Source organism: Pseudonocardia xinjiangensis, assembly GCF_050948425.1.
Lineage (GTDB): Bacteria > Actinomycetota > Actinomycetes > Mycobacteriales > Pseudonocardiaceae > Pseudonocardia > Pseudonocardia xinjiangensis.
The window spans coordinates 6,666,028-6,681,049 of record NZ_CP192009.1 but is presented as its reverse complement, the minus strand read 5'-3'; the positions used below and the strand labels follow the sequence as shown (position 1 = coordinate 6,681,049).

The window sequence follows — 15,022 nt, the reverse complement described above, 5'->3', positions numbered from 1 at the left end:
CGCGGCGGCAGACCCACCCGCGCGGAACTGGGGACCTACCGCGAGTCGGCCGACTCGCGCGCGGAAACGGGGCGACTCGCGGGTCGGGGGCGGGCGACTCGCGTGGCGGGGATGGGCGACTCGCGGGGTAGGGGCGGGGGATGTGGACAACTCGGGGTTCGGCGGGGGGTGGGGGCGGGCGTGGCGCGCATCATCGGGGGGTGGGGGTTCGGGGGTTCGGGGCGGCGCTGGTGGATCTCGTGCTGCCCGGCGACTGTGCGGGGTGCGGCGATCCCGCGCACCCGTGGTGCCCGCGGTGCCTGGCCGGGCTGGGGGAGCCGTCGTGGCCCGTGGTCCCCGGGATGCCGGACGTGCTCGCGGTGGGGCGGTACAGCGGCCCGCTGCGCACCGCACTGCTGCGCTACAAGGAGCGAGGGCGGCGCGATCTCGCGGCGCCGCTGGCCGCGCTGCTGGGTGGGCCGCTCGACGAGATCCTGCCGCCACCCCCGGCAGTCACGTGGTTGTTGCCTGCGCCGTCCCGACCGGCCGCGGCACGTTCCCGGGGCGGAGATCATGTGGCCCGGCTCTGCCGCGCGCTGGCCGCGGACCGCCCCGAGGTGCGGGTGGCGCGGCCGCTGCGGCTCGCTCGCGGGACTCTCGATTCGGTAGGTCTCGACGCGGCGCAGCGCGCGCAGAACCTCGCCGGGCGGCTGCGCGTCCGGGCCGCAGGGCTGCCGCCGGCCGGTGCGGCAACGGTGCTGGTGGACGACGTGGTGACCACCGGAGCCACCCTCCGGGCCTGCCGTAGCACGCTCGCGTCGGCCGGGGTGCGGGTCGATGTGGGGCTCGTTCTGTGCGACGCCACCCGGCGTACCGGCGTTCGGGTGGCACCGCCGATCGGGTGAACCGGACGGGTGAACGGAGCGTAGCAGCGTACCGAACCAGAAGCGTCCTGTGAATGTCGATCACCGCATTCACCCAGGTTGGCCGCACCTGTGGCCCAGGGCTGTTGCCGAACCGTGATGCGCGTTACGGTGCTCCGCATCCGCCGTGGCCCCCTATCAGGAGGAATTGCCGATCGTGCGCCCGGGGATGGATTCCCGGCGCAGTCGCAAGGTCAACCCGACGCCGAAAGCGAGGGAAGTCTGCGTGGAGATCGTTATCACCGGCCGAAACGTCGAGGTCCCGGATCATTTCCGGGTTCATGTCACCGAGAAGGTCGCTCGCCTCGAGCGCTACGACCACAAGATCGTGGGCATGGAGGTCGAGCTCTTCCACGAGCCGAACCGCCGCCAGCTCAAGAACTGCCAGCGGGTCGAGATCACCGGCAGGGGGTGCGGCCCCGTGGCCAGAGCGGAAGCCTGTGCCCAGGACTTCTACGCCGCGCTCGACGCCGCCGTCGCCAAGCTCGAGTCGCGGCTGCGCCGCTCGCACGACCGACGGAGGGTCAACGGCAAGCGCACCCGGGTGCTGGCCGGGCGCGGTGCCGCCACCGCGGTACTCGACGAGCTCCCCCCGGTCGACGTGTCGTCGATCGACGTCGATGTGCCCGGCCCCCGTGACCACAACGAGTACCTACCTGCCGATGGGGCGGCCCCCGGCCGCATCGTCCGCAGCAAGGTCCACACCGCCGACCCGATGAGCGTCGACGACGCCCTGTCCCGGATGGAGCTCGTCGGCCACGACTTCTACCTGTTCGCCGACGCCGACAGCGGCGAACCCTGCGTCGTCTACCGCCGCAAGGGTTACGACTACGGCATGATCCGTCTCTCACGGTAGCGACGCATTCGCCCAGGAGGGGCGGCAGACGTTCCAACCGGAACGCTTGCCGCCCCTCCGGCGTTGTGCATGAAGGCACCCGTAGCTTCGCTACCCTGGGCCGGGTGGTCCGCCGTGGCACGGCGGGCTGCCACAGGAGAACCCGCGTACTGATCCGCGAAGGTGAATGAGGTCGACCGTGCCGCTCTTGAACCGTCTGCTCCGTGCCGGTGAGACGAAGCTGGTGAAGCGGTTGGCGCGCTACGCCGACAGCATCGATGCGCTCGAGCCGGAGGTGCAGGCGCTCACCGACGCCGAGCTGCGGGCGAAGACCGAGGAGTTCCGGTCGCGCTACCAGGCCGGCGAGTCGCTCGACGACATCATGTTCGAGGCGTTCGCGGTGGTGCGCGAGGGCGCGTTGCGCACGCTCGGGCAGCGGGCCTTCCCCGTGCAGCTCATGGGTGGCGCCGCCCTGCACCTCGGCAACATCGCCGAGATGAAGACCGGTGAGGGCAAGACCCTCACCTCGGTGTTCCCCGCATATCTCAATGCGATCTCCGGTGCCGGCGTCCACGTCGTCACCACCAACGACTACCTGGCCAAGCGCGACTCCGAGAACATGGGCCGTATCCACCGGTTCCTCGGGCTCGAGGTCGGGGTGATCCTGTCGGAGATGCCGCCTGCGGTCCGCCGCGGCCAGTACGCCGCCGACATCACCTACGGCACCAACAACGAGTTCGGCTTCGACTACCTGCGCGACAACATGGCCTGGAAAGCGGCCGACATGGTGCAGCGGGGCCACAACTTCGCGATCGTCGACGAGGCCGACTCCATCCTGATCGACGAGGCCCGCACGCCGCTGATCATCTCCGGTCCGGCCGAGCAGAGCGCCCGCTGGTACCAGGAGTTCGCGCGGATGTCGCCGCTGCTCAAGCGCGACGTGCACTACGAGGTCGACGAGCGCAAGCGCACCGTGGGCGTCACGGAGGAAGGTGTCGCGCTGGTGGAGGACCAGCTCGGCATCGACAACCTCTACGAGGCGGCCAACACCCCGCTGGTGGGCTACCTGAACAACGCTCTGAAGGTCAAGGAGCTGTTCAAGAAGGACAAGGACTACATCGTCCGCGACGGGCAGGTGCTCATCGTCGACGAGTTCACCGGCCGGGTGCTGGCCGGTCGCCGCTACAACGAGGGCATGCACCAGGCCATCGAGGCCAAGGAGGGGGTGGAGGTCCAGGCGGAGAACCAGACGCTGGCCACCATCACCCTGCAGAACTACTTCCGGCTCTACGAGACGCTCTCCGGGATGACCGGTACCGCCCAGACGGAGGCGGCCGAGCTGCACCAGATCTACAAGCTCGGCGTGGTGCCGATCCCCACCAACCGGCCGATGATCCGCAAGGACCAGCCCGACCTGATCTACAAGACCGAGGAGGCGAAGTTCGCGGCGGTCGCAGCGGACATCGCCGAGAAGCACCGCGCGGGCCAGCCGGTGCTCGTCGGCACCACGAGCGTCGAGAAGTCGGAGTACCTCTCGAAGCTGCTCGTCGGCCTCCAGGTGCCGCACGAGGTGCTCAACGCGAAGCACCACGAGCGGGAGGCGGCGATCATCGCCCAGGCCGGGCAGGCCGGCGCGGTCACCGTGGCCACCAACATGGCGGGCCGCGGCACCGACATCGTGCTGGGCGGCAACCCCGAGTTCCTCGCCGACCTGGACCTGCGCAGCCGCGGGCTCGACCCGGTGGAGACGCGCGAGGAGTACGAGGCAGCCTGGGACGGCATCGTCGCGGGGATGAAGGAGCAGGTCGCGGCGGAGGCCGAGGAGGTCAAGGCGGCCGGCGGACTGTACGTACTGGGCACCGAGCGTCACGAGTCGCGGCGCATCGACAACCAGCTGCGCGGCCGCTCCGGCCGTCAGGGTGACCAGGGCGAGTCGCGCTTCTACCTGTCGCTCGGTGACGAGCTGATGCGCCGGTTCAACGGCCAGCTCGTCGAGTCGATCATGAACCGGTTCAACCTGCCGGACGACGTGCCGATCGAGGCCGGCATGGTCACCAAGGCCATCCGCAGCGCCCAGACGCAGGTCGAGCAGCAGAACTTCGAGATCCGCAAGAACGTCCTGAAGTACGACGAGGTGCTCAACAAGCAGCGCACCGTCATCTACGACGAGCGGCGCCGGGTTCTGGCGGGCGAGGACATCAAGGAACAGATCGAGCACATGCTCGAGGACGTCGTCACGGCGTACATCGACGGTGCCACCGCCGAGGGCTACGCGGAGGACTGGGACCTCGAGAAGCTGTGGACGGCACTGCGCTCGCTCTACACCGTCGGCATCCGCTGGGAGGACCTCACCGACGGTGAGGACGACCGCGGGTTGTCCGACCCCGGCGACCTGACGAAGGAGGCGCTCACGGAGGCCGTACTGGCCGACGCGCGCGCCGCCTACGCCCGGCGGGAGTCCGAGGTCGACCAGCTCATCACCCAGCTCGGCGGCATGCGGGAGCTGGAGCGGCAGGTCCTGCTCACGGTGATCGACCGCAAGTGGCGTGAGCACCTCTACGAGATGGACTACCTGAAGGACGGCATCGGGCTCCGGGCGATGGCCCAGCGCGATCCGCTCATCGAGTACCAGCGCGAGGGCTTCGACATGTTCTCCGCGATGCTCGAGGGCATCAAGGAGGAGACGGTCTCCTACCTCTTCAACGCGCAGGTGCAGGCCCCCCAGCCCGCCCCGGAGCAGCAGCCCGCCGCCGCCCAGCCCGCGGCGCAGGCACCCGTGCAACAGGCACCGGCGCCGCAGGCCGCCGCGCCGAGGCAGCCGGCCCAGGTGCAGCAGGTCCCGGTGCGGCAGGCCGCTCCGCCGCAGCAGGCGCCCCAGCGGCAGACCGCGGCGCCCACGTCCACCGGCCGGCACGCGGCCGTGGAGCCGGCGGCATCGAGCGTGTTGCCGCCCGCGTTCCGCGGGTCCCGTCCGACGGATCTGCGGTACAGCGGTCCGGCCGAGGACGGGAACGCCACGCGGACGCGCTCCGGCAACGGGGCGGCGGCCGGCGGCGGCAGCCGGGGCGAGGCCACGGTGGCCGGTTCCACGGAGCCGTCACGCAACCGCCCGTGCCCGTGCGGCTCGGGTCGCAAATACAAGCAGTGCCACGGCTCGCCCACGGCGGCCCGCCCCTGACGGCACTAGCCCAGCCGTAGCGCGGTGCACCGCCAGCCGCTGCCGGGGTCGTCGGTGCGTTCGAACCGCGCCGCGAGCGCGCGCACGCGGCCGTCCATGGCGCACGCCACCGCCACCTCCGCGACCCCGGGCTGCGGCAGACACAGCCGCATCCGGGTGAAGCGGGCCGGCGACCGCACGGTGCGCTGCTGGGTGGCGGCCCGCCAGTAGCGCAGCACGGGTGCCGTCATGTGGCCCGTCAGCTGTGCCGGCGGTCGGCGGCCGTCGAGCACCTCCAGCGCGAGCCGCAGGATCCGCCCGGTGCTGCGGTGTGCGTGGGCGGTCTCGGCCGGCGTGGCGGTGGTGACGACGGGGGCCGGCGGCCGGGGCAACGGCAGGGTGGCGACGGCGCCGGTCGCTCCGGGGCCGGGTTCGTAGGTCATCCGCCGCAGCCGGGGCCGGGTGGCGGTGCCCGTCGCGGGCCCGGGCGGTGGCGGTGTCGCGGCCAGCGTGGTGGTCACGCGTCGAGAGTGCGGGCTCCGGCGGCCCGGCGAGGTCCGATGGAGTGATCAGGCGGCGAACAGTACGGACCCTGATGGTCGTGATCCGTACGGTGTGCCGGTGCCCGGCAGCCTCTTCGAGCCCGACCCGCAGCTGATGCCGCTGCACCGGCTGCTGGCGAGGGCGGGTCAGGCGGTGGGGCGCTACTCCCGCCGCACGATCGGCGCGCACGGGCTGACCGTGACCGCGCTGGGCGTGCTCGGAGTGCTCGCGGACACCGAGGCCGTCTCCCACCGGGAGCTCTCCGGACGCCTCTGTATCGCTCCGGCCACGCTGACCCCGGTGGTGGACGCCCTGGAGGCTGCGGGTGAGCTGCTCCGCGAGCGCGACCGGGACGATCGACGGGTGGTGCGGCTGCGGATCACCCCGCGCGGCCGCGACCGCCTGGCTGCCGCCCACGACGACGTGACGCGGAGAGTGCGGACCGTGTTGCCGGACCCGGCGCCGCAGGACGCCGAGATCGTCCGCCGGTACCTGCTGGCGGTGCTCGCGGCGACCGCCGATGCCGAGTCCGAGATCTTGTGAGGTTAGGGTTACCTCATGAGTTCTGGGTGGGTGGGCCGGCCGTCGCGCCGGCCGTCGGGCAGGTGGACGTGCTGGGGCCTCGCGGTCGCGCTGGCGGCGGTGCTGGCCACGGGCTGCGCCGCGCAGCAGCCGGACACGGGGAGCGGCACCGGCGACAAGGAGGTGGCCACCGGCGGCAGGCTCTTCTCCACGGCCGACGCGGAGACCGCGAAGCTGGGTGCCGACGTCGGCCCGGGCGTCTTCCCCCGCACGATCACCCACGCCCGCGGCACCACCCGGCTGGAGGCGAAGCCCACGCGCGTGGTCGTGCTCGACAGCGGTGAGCTGGACGCCGTCCTGTCGCTCGGCATCACGCCGGTGGGGATGGCGAACCCCAACGGGCAGCCGCCGTCCTACCTCGCGGACAAGATCGCGGGCGTGACCAAGGTCGGGGACACCAACAACCTCGACCTCGAGGCCGTCGCGGCGCTGCACCCGGACCTGATCCTCGGCAGCAAGCTGCGCGTCGACCAGCTCTACGACCCGTTGAGCGCCATCGCGCCCACCGTGCTCAGCATCCGGCCCGGATTCCCGTGGAAGGAGGACTTCCTGCTGGTCGCGGCCTCGCTGGGCGAGGAGACCAAGGCCACCCAGGTCCTCAACGACTACCAGAAGCGGGCCGACGCGGTGAAGGCGTCGCTGTCGGGCGGCGCGCCCACGATCTCGCTGGTGCGCTTCATGCCCGGCCGGATCCGGCTCTACGGGAACCTGTCGTTCATCGGCGTGATCCTCAAGGACGTGGGGCTGCCCCGCGCACCGGGCCAGGACTTCGACGAGCTGGCCCAGGAGGTGTCCACGGAGACCATCAACCGCGCCGACGGCGACTGGATCTTCTACTCGAGCTACGGGGCGCCGGAGAGCACCGACCAGAACGCCGTGGTCAACGGGGGGCTCTGGAGCCGCCTCGGCGCGGTGCAGGCCGGCCACGTGCGCCCCGTCGACGACGAGGTCTGGTTCCTGGGCCTCGGGCCGATCGGAGCGATGATCGTTCTCGACGATCTCCAGAAGATCCTCGCCACTCCGTGACCGCGCCGCTGGGCCGGTAGCGTCCCGGCGGTGGCGCTGCGCGGGCTGCTGATGGACTACGCCGGAGTGCTCACCGACGGGCCGGAGCTGCTCGTGCTGGTGGAGCGCGCCCGGGCGGCGGGCGTGGCCACCGCACTGGTGTCCGACGCCCACCAGGTGCCCGCTGAGTGCGCCGCGCTCTTCGACGCGATGGTGCTCGGCCCGGCGCTCGGCGTGCGCAAGCCCGACCCCGAGGTCTTCCGCCGGGCGGCGGAGCTGCTCGGGCTACCGGTCGGGCGGTGCGTGGTGGTGGACGACCAGATCGGCAACATCCGGGGCGCGCGGGCAGCGGGCGCGGTGGTGGTGCACCACCGCGACGCCGCCACCACGGCCGCCGAGATCGAGATCCTGCTCGATCTGCCTCCCGTCTGACGGGTGGTCAGGAGCGGTCGTCGTCGCTGTCGTCGTCCTCGTCCGTGCCGCGGTTGGCGTCCGGCGGCTCTTCCGGCGGCGGGGACGGGTCGTCGTCGCCGGTCCCGGTGATGGTCGACTGGCGCAGCAGGTCCGCGACGAACCCCTCGCCCCCCGGGCCGGGCCGGTCGTCGCTCTCGTCGTCTGGCATGCCGAGGGAGTACTCCGATCCGGCCCGGACCAAACAGGAACGGGGCGGGAGCTACCGCTGCGGCGGCGGCTCGTGGCCGGGGCCTGCGGGCACATCCGGCTGCGGACCGCCAGGCACCTCCTGTGCCCGCTCGTAGCCACCGGCCGGGTCGGCGGGCACCGCGTCGTCCGGAGCCGGCCCCTGTGGCGGTGTGCCCGGGGGTGGCTCGCCCGGTGCATGCTGCGGCGTCGCGTCCTCGGCTGCCACCATGCGCTCCACCTCGCTGACCCCCGTCTTGATCTGCTCGTCATGGCCGGGGAACCGGCTGTTGGCCATGTCGCCGGCCTTCTCGAGTCCCTCGTCGACCTTGTCCGGATGCTGCTGCAGCAGGTTGCGAAGTTTGTCCATCAGTCCCATTGCTGCACGATGGCCTCATGACGCCGTTTCCGCAGCTCGGACTCATGCATTCGGGCGAAGGCGGACGTGTTCGCGCCGCAGGTCGTCGACGCTGTTCACGCCGATGAGCTGCAGCGTGCGGACGACCTCACCGGCCAGGATCGCCACGGCCTTCTCCACCCCGAGGCGCCCGCCCGCCATCAGCCCGTAGAGATAGGCGCGCCCGACGAGCGCGGCCCGCGCCCCCAGCGCGATCGCCGCCAGCACGTCGGCTCCGTGGGTGATGCCGGTGTCGACGAGCACCTCCGCGCGGTCGCCGACGGCCTGGACGGTGGGCTCGACGAGCTCCAGCGGCACCGGTGCCCGGTCGAGCTGGCGGCCACCGTGGTTGGACAGGAGCACCCCGTCGACCCCCGCGTCGACCACGCGGCGGGCGTCCTCGACGCTCTGGATCCCCTTGACCACGAGCTTCCCCTGCCAGGTGCTGCGCAGCCAGTCGACGTCGTCCATGGTCAGGGCGGGGTCGAAGATGCGGCCGATGAAGTCGGCGACGTTGCTGCCCTCGGAGGAGGACAGGTTGGCGAACTCCAGCGGCTCGGTGGTGAGCAGGTTGAACCACCAGTGCGGGTGGCGCGCGCCGTCCACGAACGTCCTCAGCGACAGGGCGGGCGGCACGGTGAGGCCGTTGCGCACGTCGCGGAGCCTGGCCCCGCCCACCGGGGTGTCGACGGTGAGGATCAGCGTGTCGTAGCCGGCCTCGGCAGCGCGCTGCACGAGGTCCTTCGCCGGTGCGCGGTCGCGCCACAGGTAGAGCTGGAACCATTTGCGGGCGTCCGGTGCGGCGGCCGCCATCTCCTCGATGGTGGTGGTGCCCATCGTCGACAGCGCGTAGGGGATGCCCACCTTCTGGGCCACCGCCACCACGGCGTTCTCGCCCTCGTGGTGCATCATCCGCGTGAAGCCGGTGGGCGCGAAGGCGAACGGCAGGTTCGAGCGCTTCCCCAGGATGTCGCGGCCGGTGTCGACGGTGGAGACGTCGCGCAGCACCGTGGGCGAGAACTCGACGCGGGCGAACGCCTGGCGGGCCCGGTGCAGCGACAGCTCGCCGTCGGCGGCGCCGTCGGTGTAGTCGAACACGGCTCTCGGGGTGCGGCGGCGGGCGATCAGCCGCAGATCCTCGATGCTCGCGGCCCGCAGCAGCCTGCGTTCCGCGGCGCCACGAACGAACGGAGCCGGCCGCAGCAGCGGGCGGAGCTCGGAGGGGCGGGGAACCCTGCGCTGCACCATCAGGGGAGCGTAGATCCCCGGCGGCGACGGTGCGCTGTCTCAGCGAGCCCGGCGGGCGAGCTCGAACGCCGCGACGGCGCCTGCGCTGGCCACCCCGAGCGACTCGATGCCACCGTGCATGGGGATCGCCAGCAGGCCGTCGACGAGCGAGCGCACCGACTCCGACAGCCCGTCGGTCTCGTTGCCCAGCACGAGTGCCACGCGGGCCGGCAGCTCGGCGTCGAGCAGCGACTCGCCGCCCGCGTCGAGGCCGTAGAGGGTGAAGCCGGCAGCGGCCAGCTCGGCGCAGCCCTCCTCCACCGTGCCCGCCCGCAGCACGGGAGCCCGGAACGCGACGCCGGCCGATGCCTTCACGACGAGCGGGTCGATCGCCGGCACCCCGCGGCGGGGGAGCAGGACCCCGTCGAGGCCTGCCGCGGTGGAGCTGCGCAGGATCATCCCGACGTTGGCCGGGTTGGTCAGCCGGTCGAGCACGAGCACCGACGCGGGGGCGCCGGGGGCGAGCGCCGCCACGAACTCGCCGACCGGCGCCATCCGGGGCGCGACGACGTCGGCCAGCACCCCCTGGTCGTGCCGCCCGTTGCCGGCGAGGACCTTCACCCGGTGCGCCGACGCCCACTGCACCGGAACGTCACGGTCGCGGGCGGCCGCGGTGATCGCGCGCACCGGCTCGCCCCGCAACCCGTCGGCCAGGATGACCTTGTCCACCCTCAGCTGCGCGTCGTGCAGCGCCTCCAGCACCGGCTTGCGCCCGTAGACGGTGATGAAGGTGTCCTTGGGCGAACGGGTTCCCGGCTCCGGGCCACCGCGCTCCCCACTCGCGCTCCGCACGGGTGACAGGGTGCCACTTAGTATCTCGGGCATGCCGCCCCGGCTCTCCGCGCTCGACGCCTCGTTCCTGTACCTGGAGCAGCCGACCACCCCCATGCACGTGGGCGGAGTGTCGATCTTCCGGAGGCCGCGCCCGCCCGGCCCGTCCGGCGGGTTCGACTACGACCGGCTCGTCCAGCTGATCGAGCAGCGGATCGCGCTGGTGCCGCGCTACCGGCAGAAGGTGCGCTACGTCCCCGGCAACCTCGCCCGGCCGGTGTGGGTGGACGACCCGGACTTCGACATCGCCTACCACGTGCGGCGTTCCGCGCTGCCCAAACCGGGCTCCGACGAGCAGCTCACCGAGCTCGTCGCCCGGCTGATGTCCCGCCCGCTCGACCACACGCGCCCGCTGTGGGAGATGTACCTGGTGGAGGGGCTGGCGCGGGGACGCACCGCCGTCCTCACCAAGACCCACCAGGCCATGGTCGACGGGGTCAGCGCGTTCGACATCGGCCAGGTGATCCTCGACGTCGCGCCTCCCGGCACCCCGGCGTCCCAGCGTCCACGCAACGGCGAACCCGCGCCGCGTGCGGTGCTGGAGGAGCTGTGGATGCCGCGGCCGGAGCCGACCGACACCCAGCTCATCCTCGGAGCCGTGGCCGAGGCGGTGGCCCGGCCCGGCGAGATCGCCGACAACGTGCGGGCGGCGGCGGGCGACGCGCTGGCCACCGTCGGCAAGATCGCCGGGACGGCGGGCAACCTGTTCTCGATGGCGCGGGTCGCGAGCCGGCGCGCCCCGGGCACGCCGCTCAACGTCGACATCTCCACCCAGCGGCGGTTCGCGGTGGCGCGCACCCGGCTGGAGGCCTACCGCACGGTGCGGGCCGCCCACGGGTGCACGGTCAACGACGTGGTGCTCACCGTCGTCTCGGGTGCCCTGCGCAACTGGCTGCTCTCCCGCGGCGAACCGGTCACGTCGTCGTCCTCGCTGCGGGCGATGGTGCCGCTGTCCGTGCGCGGCGAGGCGGACGTCCCCAGCTCCGCCACGGCCGGCTCGCTCGGCAACCGGGTCTCGTCGTTCATCGTGGACCTGCCGGTCGGTGAGCCGAGCCCGGTGGTGCGGCTGCACCACGTCACCCACGCGATGCGCGAGCACACCTCGACGGGCCAGTCGGTGGGTGCGGACACCCTGGTCCGAATCGGCGGGTTCGCTCCGCCTACGCTGCACGCCCTGGGAGCGCGCGCCGCGAGCGGGTTCTCGAAGCGGATCTTCAACTTGGTGGTGACGAACGTGCCGGGACCACAGTTCCCGCTGTACGCCGCAGGTGCCCGCATGCTCGAGATGTTCCCGGTGGTGCCGCTGGCCAAGGGTCAGGCGCTCGCGATCGGGCTCACCTCCTACGACGGCGGCGTCTACTACGGCTTCAACGGCGACCGCGACGCGATGTCCGATCTCGACGTGCTCGCCGGAATGGTCGACGAGTCGCTCGACGAGCTGCTCTCGACGGTGGGTTCGTGATGCGCGTCTACGTGCCCGCCACCTGGCCGATGCTGCGCACGCTGGTGAAGAACGGCAGCGTCGACCCGATCGGCGGCACGGCGTTCGCGCTCACCCCCAAGCTGCGCGAGTCCTACACCTCCGGCGAGGAGGAGGAGCTCGAGTACGCCGCGCTCACCGAGGCCGCCAGGGCGTCGCTGCGGCTCCTCTCGGTGGAGTTCGGGCTGGGTGAGGACTCCACCCCCGCTCGGCGGGTGGTCATCGCCGCCGACCTCGAGAACGTCACGCTGCGGCCCGACCTCGACGACGGAGCCGTCCGGATCGCCGGTGGGGTGCCGTTCGAGTCCATCGCCGCGGTCCACGTCGACACCGACGAGGCCGAGTACGCCGTGCGTCAGGGCGCCGGGGCGGTCGACTCGGCCGACATGGGCGACCTCGACGCGGAGTTCCTCGTCGGCGAGGCGGAGGACCACGAGCTGGCCTGGTACGACCCGTCCGAGGTGGCGTTCCTGGTGGAGCTGGGCTGACGGGTCAGCGCCGGTCGCGGCGGTCGCGGCGGCGCTGGTCGCGCCCCTCGTCGGAGCCCCCGAGGCCGCCGCGGTAGACCAGCGCACCCATCACCGGAATGAGCAGGAAGAAGTACCACTGCCTGGTGATGAGGAACAGCGCCACCGCCACGACCGGGGTGATCATGACGAGCCGGGGCCCCCAGCCGTCGAGGAAACCACCCTTCACCGGCGCCACCTCGCCCGCGGCCGGGGCGACGGGGAGGGGCGCGGTCAACGGGGGCTGGGCGGCCGTGCCCGGCAGCTGCGGGTGCGGCTGCGGCAGGTCGGTGAACAGCTCCGCGATCTCGGAGGCGACGACGGCCGCCGACGCCCGCGCGGTGCGGTCGGCGTACTCCTCCACCCCGAGCCTGCCTTCCGACAGGTGCTCGTCGAGTGCCTTCATTGCCGCGGTGCGTTCAGCAGTGCCGATCCGCAGGGGCGAGGACTCTTCCCCGGACGTCATACGCAGAGAGTGCCAAACACGTCAACGTAGGGCGACAAGGACCCGGCGCAGTGCGTCGAGCCGTCCGGGCGGTAGCAGTCCCTTCTCCACGAGGGCGTCCAGCGCGCACTCCGGATCGGCGGGTGGCCCGAAGTGCCCGCAGCCGCGCGGGCAGTCCTCGATCGCTGCCGCGAGATCGTCGAACGCGGCCAGCACGTCGTCGGGGGTGACGTGCGCGAGGCCGAAGGACCGGACGCCGGGCGTGTCGACGACCCAGCCGCCGCCGCGCTCCTCGGGCAGCGGGAGGGCGAGCGCTGCCACGGTGGTGTGGCGCCCCTTGCCCACCGCCGACACGATCCCGACGGCCCGCGCGGCGTCCGGGACGAGGGCGTTGACCAGCGTCGACTTGCCCACGCCCGAGTGCCCGACCAGCGCGGACACCGTGCCGGCGAGCACGCCGGCGAGCTCGGTCGGTTCCTCGTCGCGGCGCGTCACGAGCACGGTCAGGTCCAGCTCGCGGTACTGCGCGGCGAAGACCTCGGGGTCGCCGAGGTCGGCCTTGGTCAGGCAGAGGACCGGAGTGAGCCCGCCCGCGTAGGCGGCCACCAGGCAGCGGTCCACGAACCCGGTGCGCGGCTCCGGGTCCGCCACCGCGGTGACGATGACGAGCTGTTCCGCGTTGGCGACGATCACCCGTTCGAACGGGTCGTCGTCGTCGGCGGTGCGGCGCAGCAGCGTGCGGCGTTCCTCGACCCGCACGATGCGGGCGATCGTGTCCGTGGCGCCCGACAGGTCGCCGACGAGCCCCACCCGGTCGCCCACGACGATCGGGGTGCGGCCGAGCTCGCGGGCCCGCATCGCGGTGACGGCCGGGCGGCTGCTGTCGGCCCCGGGGGCGCAGGTCCAGCGCCCGCGGTCGACGGTGGTGACCATCGCCTCGGCGGCGTCGGCGTGCTCGGGGCGGGTCTTGGTGCGTGGCCGGGAGCCGCGCCGCCCGGGGCGCACGCGGACGTCGGACTCGTCGTACTCGCGGCGGCTCACTCCGGCGTCACACCCGCCTCATCCGGCGTCACCGGGCCGTCTCGAGGAGCGCTGCCCAGCGTGCCGGGAAGTCGGGGATGGTCTTGTCGGTGCAGCCGACGTCGTCCACCGAGACCGACGGCACGACCAGCCCGATCAGCGCGCCGGCGGTGGCCATCCGGTGGTCGGCGTAGGCGCCCCAGAGCCGGTCGGCGGGGGCGGTGAGCGGGGTGGGCCGGATCTCGAGCCCGTCCGGGGTCTCGGTGATGTCGCCGCCGAGCGCGCCGATCTCGGCGGCGAGCGCCGCCAGCCGGTCGGTCTCGTGCCCCCGGATGTGGGCGACGCCACGGATCCGGGACGGCCCGGTGGCCAGCGCCGCGACGGCCGCGACGGTCGGCGTCAGCTCGCTGGCGTCGTGCAGGTCCACGTCGACGCCGCCGAGGGCGTCCGGACCGCGCACGGTCATCCCGTCCGGCCCCGCCTCGACGGTGCAGCCCGCCTGCGCGAGCACGGAGAGGATCTCCACACCCGGCTGCGTGGAGTCGGACGGCCAGCCCAGGACGGTCACCTCGCCGCCGGTGACCGCGGCGGCGGCGAGGAACACCGCGGCGTTGGACAGGTCCGGCTCGGCCGCCCATTCCCGGGGGGCGATCCGGCCGGGGGAGACGCGCCAGGTGTTGGGCTCCGCGTCGTCGACGTCCACGCCTGCGGTGCGCAGCATGTCGACGGTCATCTCGATGTGCGGCAGCGACGGCACCGGCTTGCCGTCGTGGTGCACGGTGACGCCCTTGTCGTAGTGGGCGCCCGACAGCAGCAGCCCCGACACGAACTGGGACGACGCCGACGCGTCGATCACCACGTCGCCACCGGGAACCGCGCCGGTGCCGTGCAGGGTGAACGGCATCCGGTCCCCGTCCACCCGCGCCCCCAGTGCGCGCAGCGCGTCGAGCACCGTGGCCATGGGGCGCTCCCGGGCTCGCGGGTCGCCGTCGAACCGGACCGGGCCGTCGGCCAGCGCCGCCGCGGGCGGCACGAAGCGCATGACGGTGCCGGCCAGCCCGCAGTCGACCGCCCCGCCGCCGCGCAGGCCGTCGTGCGGGGCGAACGTGACCCGTTCGCCGTCCACCTCCACCGGGACGCCGAGCGCGCGCATGGCGTCGACCATCAGCGCCGTGTCGCGGGTGGCAGGCGCTCCGGTCACGGACGCCGCACCCCCGGAGAGAGCGGCCAGCAGCAGGGCGCGGTTGGTGACGGACTTGGACCCCGGCACGGACACCCGGCCGCGGACGGGGCCGGGTGCGAGCGGGGCGGGCCATGGGGTGGTCACACCCGCAATGATTCCCCATGCGCGCCCGTGTGCCGGTCAGGAGGCTGCCGGAAGCAGGTGTGGACG

At 72.8% G+C, this 15,022-nt stretch carries 15 protein-coding genes and 1 pseudogene; 8 read left to right on the top strand and 8 right to left on the bottom strand.

Annotated elements, in window-relative coordinates:
* Window positions 1-200 precede the first annotated feature (200 nt).
* The 3 genes and pseudogenes from ACQPZA_RS31390 to secA form a co-directional block, all read left to right on the top strand.
* Entirely contained in the window at window positions 201-884 is a 684-nt protein-coding gene (locus ACQPZA_RS31390) for a ComF family protein (protein ID WP_433275687.1), read from the top strand.
* Between the two features lie 244 nt (window positions 885-1,128).
* Window positions 1,129-1,758 carry a ribosome hibernation-promoting factor, HPF/YfiA family gene (hpf, locus tag ACQPZA_RS31385; protein WP_169399041.1) on the top strand — a complete coding sequence of 210 codons (630 nt, stop codon included), beginning with the start codon at window positions 1,129-1,131 and terminating at the stop codon, window positions 1,756-1,758.
* Window positions 1,759-1,924: 166 nt separating this feature from the next.
* Window positions 1,925-4,891: pseudogene (gene secA, locus ACQPZA_RS31380) on the top strand (preprotein translocase subunit SecA); the annotation flags it as partial.
* A gap of 29 nt (window positions 4,892-4,920) precedes the next feature.
* Here secA and ACQPZA_RS31375 read toward each other — a convergent pair.
* Window positions 4,921-5,415 (bottom strand): Rv3235 family protein, encoded by a 495-nt coding sequence (locus ACQPZA_RS31375; RefSeq protein WP_433275686.1) that lies wholly within the window; start codon window positions 5,413-5,415, stop codon window positions 4,921-4,923.
* A 100-nt stretch (window positions 5,416-5,515) separates the two neighbouring features.
* Between ACQPZA_RS31375 and ACQPZA_RS31370 the strand changes: the two genes are divergently transcribed.
* From ACQPZA_RS31370 to ACQPZA_RS31360, 3 genes are read left to right on the top strand one after another with little or no spacing between them, the layout of a single operon-like run.
* Window positions 5,516-5,980, top strand: a complete 465-nt coding sequence (locus ACQPZA_RS31370; protein ID WP_433275685.1) for a MarR family winged helix-turn-helix transcriptional regulator — start codon at window positions 5,516-5,518, stop codon at window positions 5,978-5,980.
* A gap of 15 nt (window positions 5,981-5,995) precedes the next feature.
* Window positions 5,996-7,045: an ABC transporter substrate-binding protein gene (locus tag ACQPZA_RS31365; RefSeq protein WP_433275684.1), complete on the top strand. Its 1,050-nt coding sequence runs from the start codon at window positions 5,996-5,998 to the stop codon at window positions 7,043-7,045.
* 30 nt (window positions 7,046-7,075) lie between these two features.
* Entirely contained in the window at window positions 7,076-7,456 is a 381-nt protein-coding gene (locus ACQPZA_RS31360) for an HAD-IA family hydrolase (protein ID WP_433275683.1), read from the top strand.
* A 7-nt stretch (window positions 7,457-7,463) separates the two neighbouring features.
* Here the strand turns inward: ACQPZA_RS31360 and ACQPZA_RS31355 are convergent, their stop codons facing one another.
* Genes ACQPZA_RS31355 through ACQPZA_RS31340 form a run of 4 tightly spaced genes read right to left on the bottom strand, consistent with a single transcriptional unit; the run spans window position 7,464 to window position 10,139 of the window.
* The gene (locus ACQPZA_RS31355) at window positions 7,464-7,646 is read right to left on the bottom strand and encodes a hypothetical protein (protein ID WP_433275682.1); all 183 of its coding nucleotides are present in this window, start codon (window positions 7,644-7,646) and stop codon (window positions 7,464-7,466) included.
* A 51-nt stretch (window positions 7,647-7,697) separates the two neighbouring features.
* Window positions 7,698-8,042 (bottom strand): antitoxin, encoded by a 345-nt coding sequence (locus tag ACQPZA_RS31350; RefSeq protein WP_433275681.1) that lies wholly within the window; start codon window positions 8,040-8,042, stop codon window positions 7,698-7,700.
* Window positions 8,043-8,084: 42 nt separating this feature from the next.
* Complete coding sequence (locus ACQPZA_RS31345; protein WP_433275680.1) at window positions 8,085-9,308, bottom strand: alpha-hydroxy acid oxidase; 1,224 nt, start codon at window positions 9,306-9,308, stop codon at window positions 8,085-8,087.
* A 39-nt stretch (window positions 9,309-9,347) separates the two neighbouring features.
* Window positions 9,348-10,139, bottom strand: coding sequence for a TrmH family RNA methyltransferase (locus ACQPZA_RS31340; protein ID WP_433275679.1), 792 nt, complete (start codon window positions 10,137-10,139; stop codon window positions 9,348-9,350).
* A gap of 31 nt (window positions 10,140-10,170) precedes the next feature.
* Between ACQPZA_RS31340 and ACQPZA_RS31335 the strand changes: the two genes are divergently transcribed.
* On the top strand, window positions 10,171-11,640 hold the full coding sequence (locus ACQPZA_RS31335; protein ID WP_433275678.1) for a WS/DGAT/MGAT family O-acyltransferase: 1,470 nt from the start codon (window positions 10,171-10,173) through the stop codon (window positions 11,638-11,640).
* Window positions 11,640-12,146 (top strand): DUF6912 family protein, encoded by a 507-nt coding sequence (locus ACQPZA_RS31330; RefSeq protein WP_169399044.1) that lies wholly within the window; start codon window positions 11,640-11,642, stop codon window positions 12,144-12,146. The genes ACQPZA_RS31335 and ACQPZA_RS31330 overlap by 1 nt, the downstream gene beginning before the upstream one ends.
* A 4-nt stretch (window positions 12,147-12,150) precedes the next feature.
* On the opposite strand, the gene ACQPZA_RS31325 is transcribed toward ACQPZA_RS31330, so the two are convergent.
* From ACQPZA_RS31325 to aroA, 3 genes are read right to left on the bottom strand one after another with little or no spacing between them, the layout of a single operon-like run.
* A complete protein-coding gene (locus tag ACQPZA_RS31325; RefSeq protein ID WP_433275677.1) occupies window positions 12,151-12,630 on the bottom strand; it encodes a DUF1707 SHOCT-like domain-containing protein in 480 nt (159 codons plus the stop codon).
* Window positions 12,631-12,651: 21 nt separating this feature from the next.
* Window positions 12,652-13,650 carry a ribosome small subunit-dependent GTPase A gene (gene rsgA, locus ACQPZA_RS31320; protein ID WP_433275676.1) on the bottom strand — a complete coding sequence of 333 codons (999 nt, stop codon included), beginning with the start codon at window positions 13,648-13,650 and terminating at the stop codon, window positions 12,652-12,654.
* 28 nt (window positions 13,651-13,678) lie between these two features.
* Window positions 13,679-14,956 (bottom strand): 3-phosphoshikimate 1-carboxyvinyltransferase, encoded by a 1,278-nt coding sequence (gene aroA, locus ACQPZA_RS31315; RefSeq protein WP_433275675.1) that lies wholly within the window; start codon window positions 14,954-14,956, stop codon window positions 13,679-13,681.
* Between the last annotated feature and the right edge of the window lie 66 nt (window positions 14,957-15,022).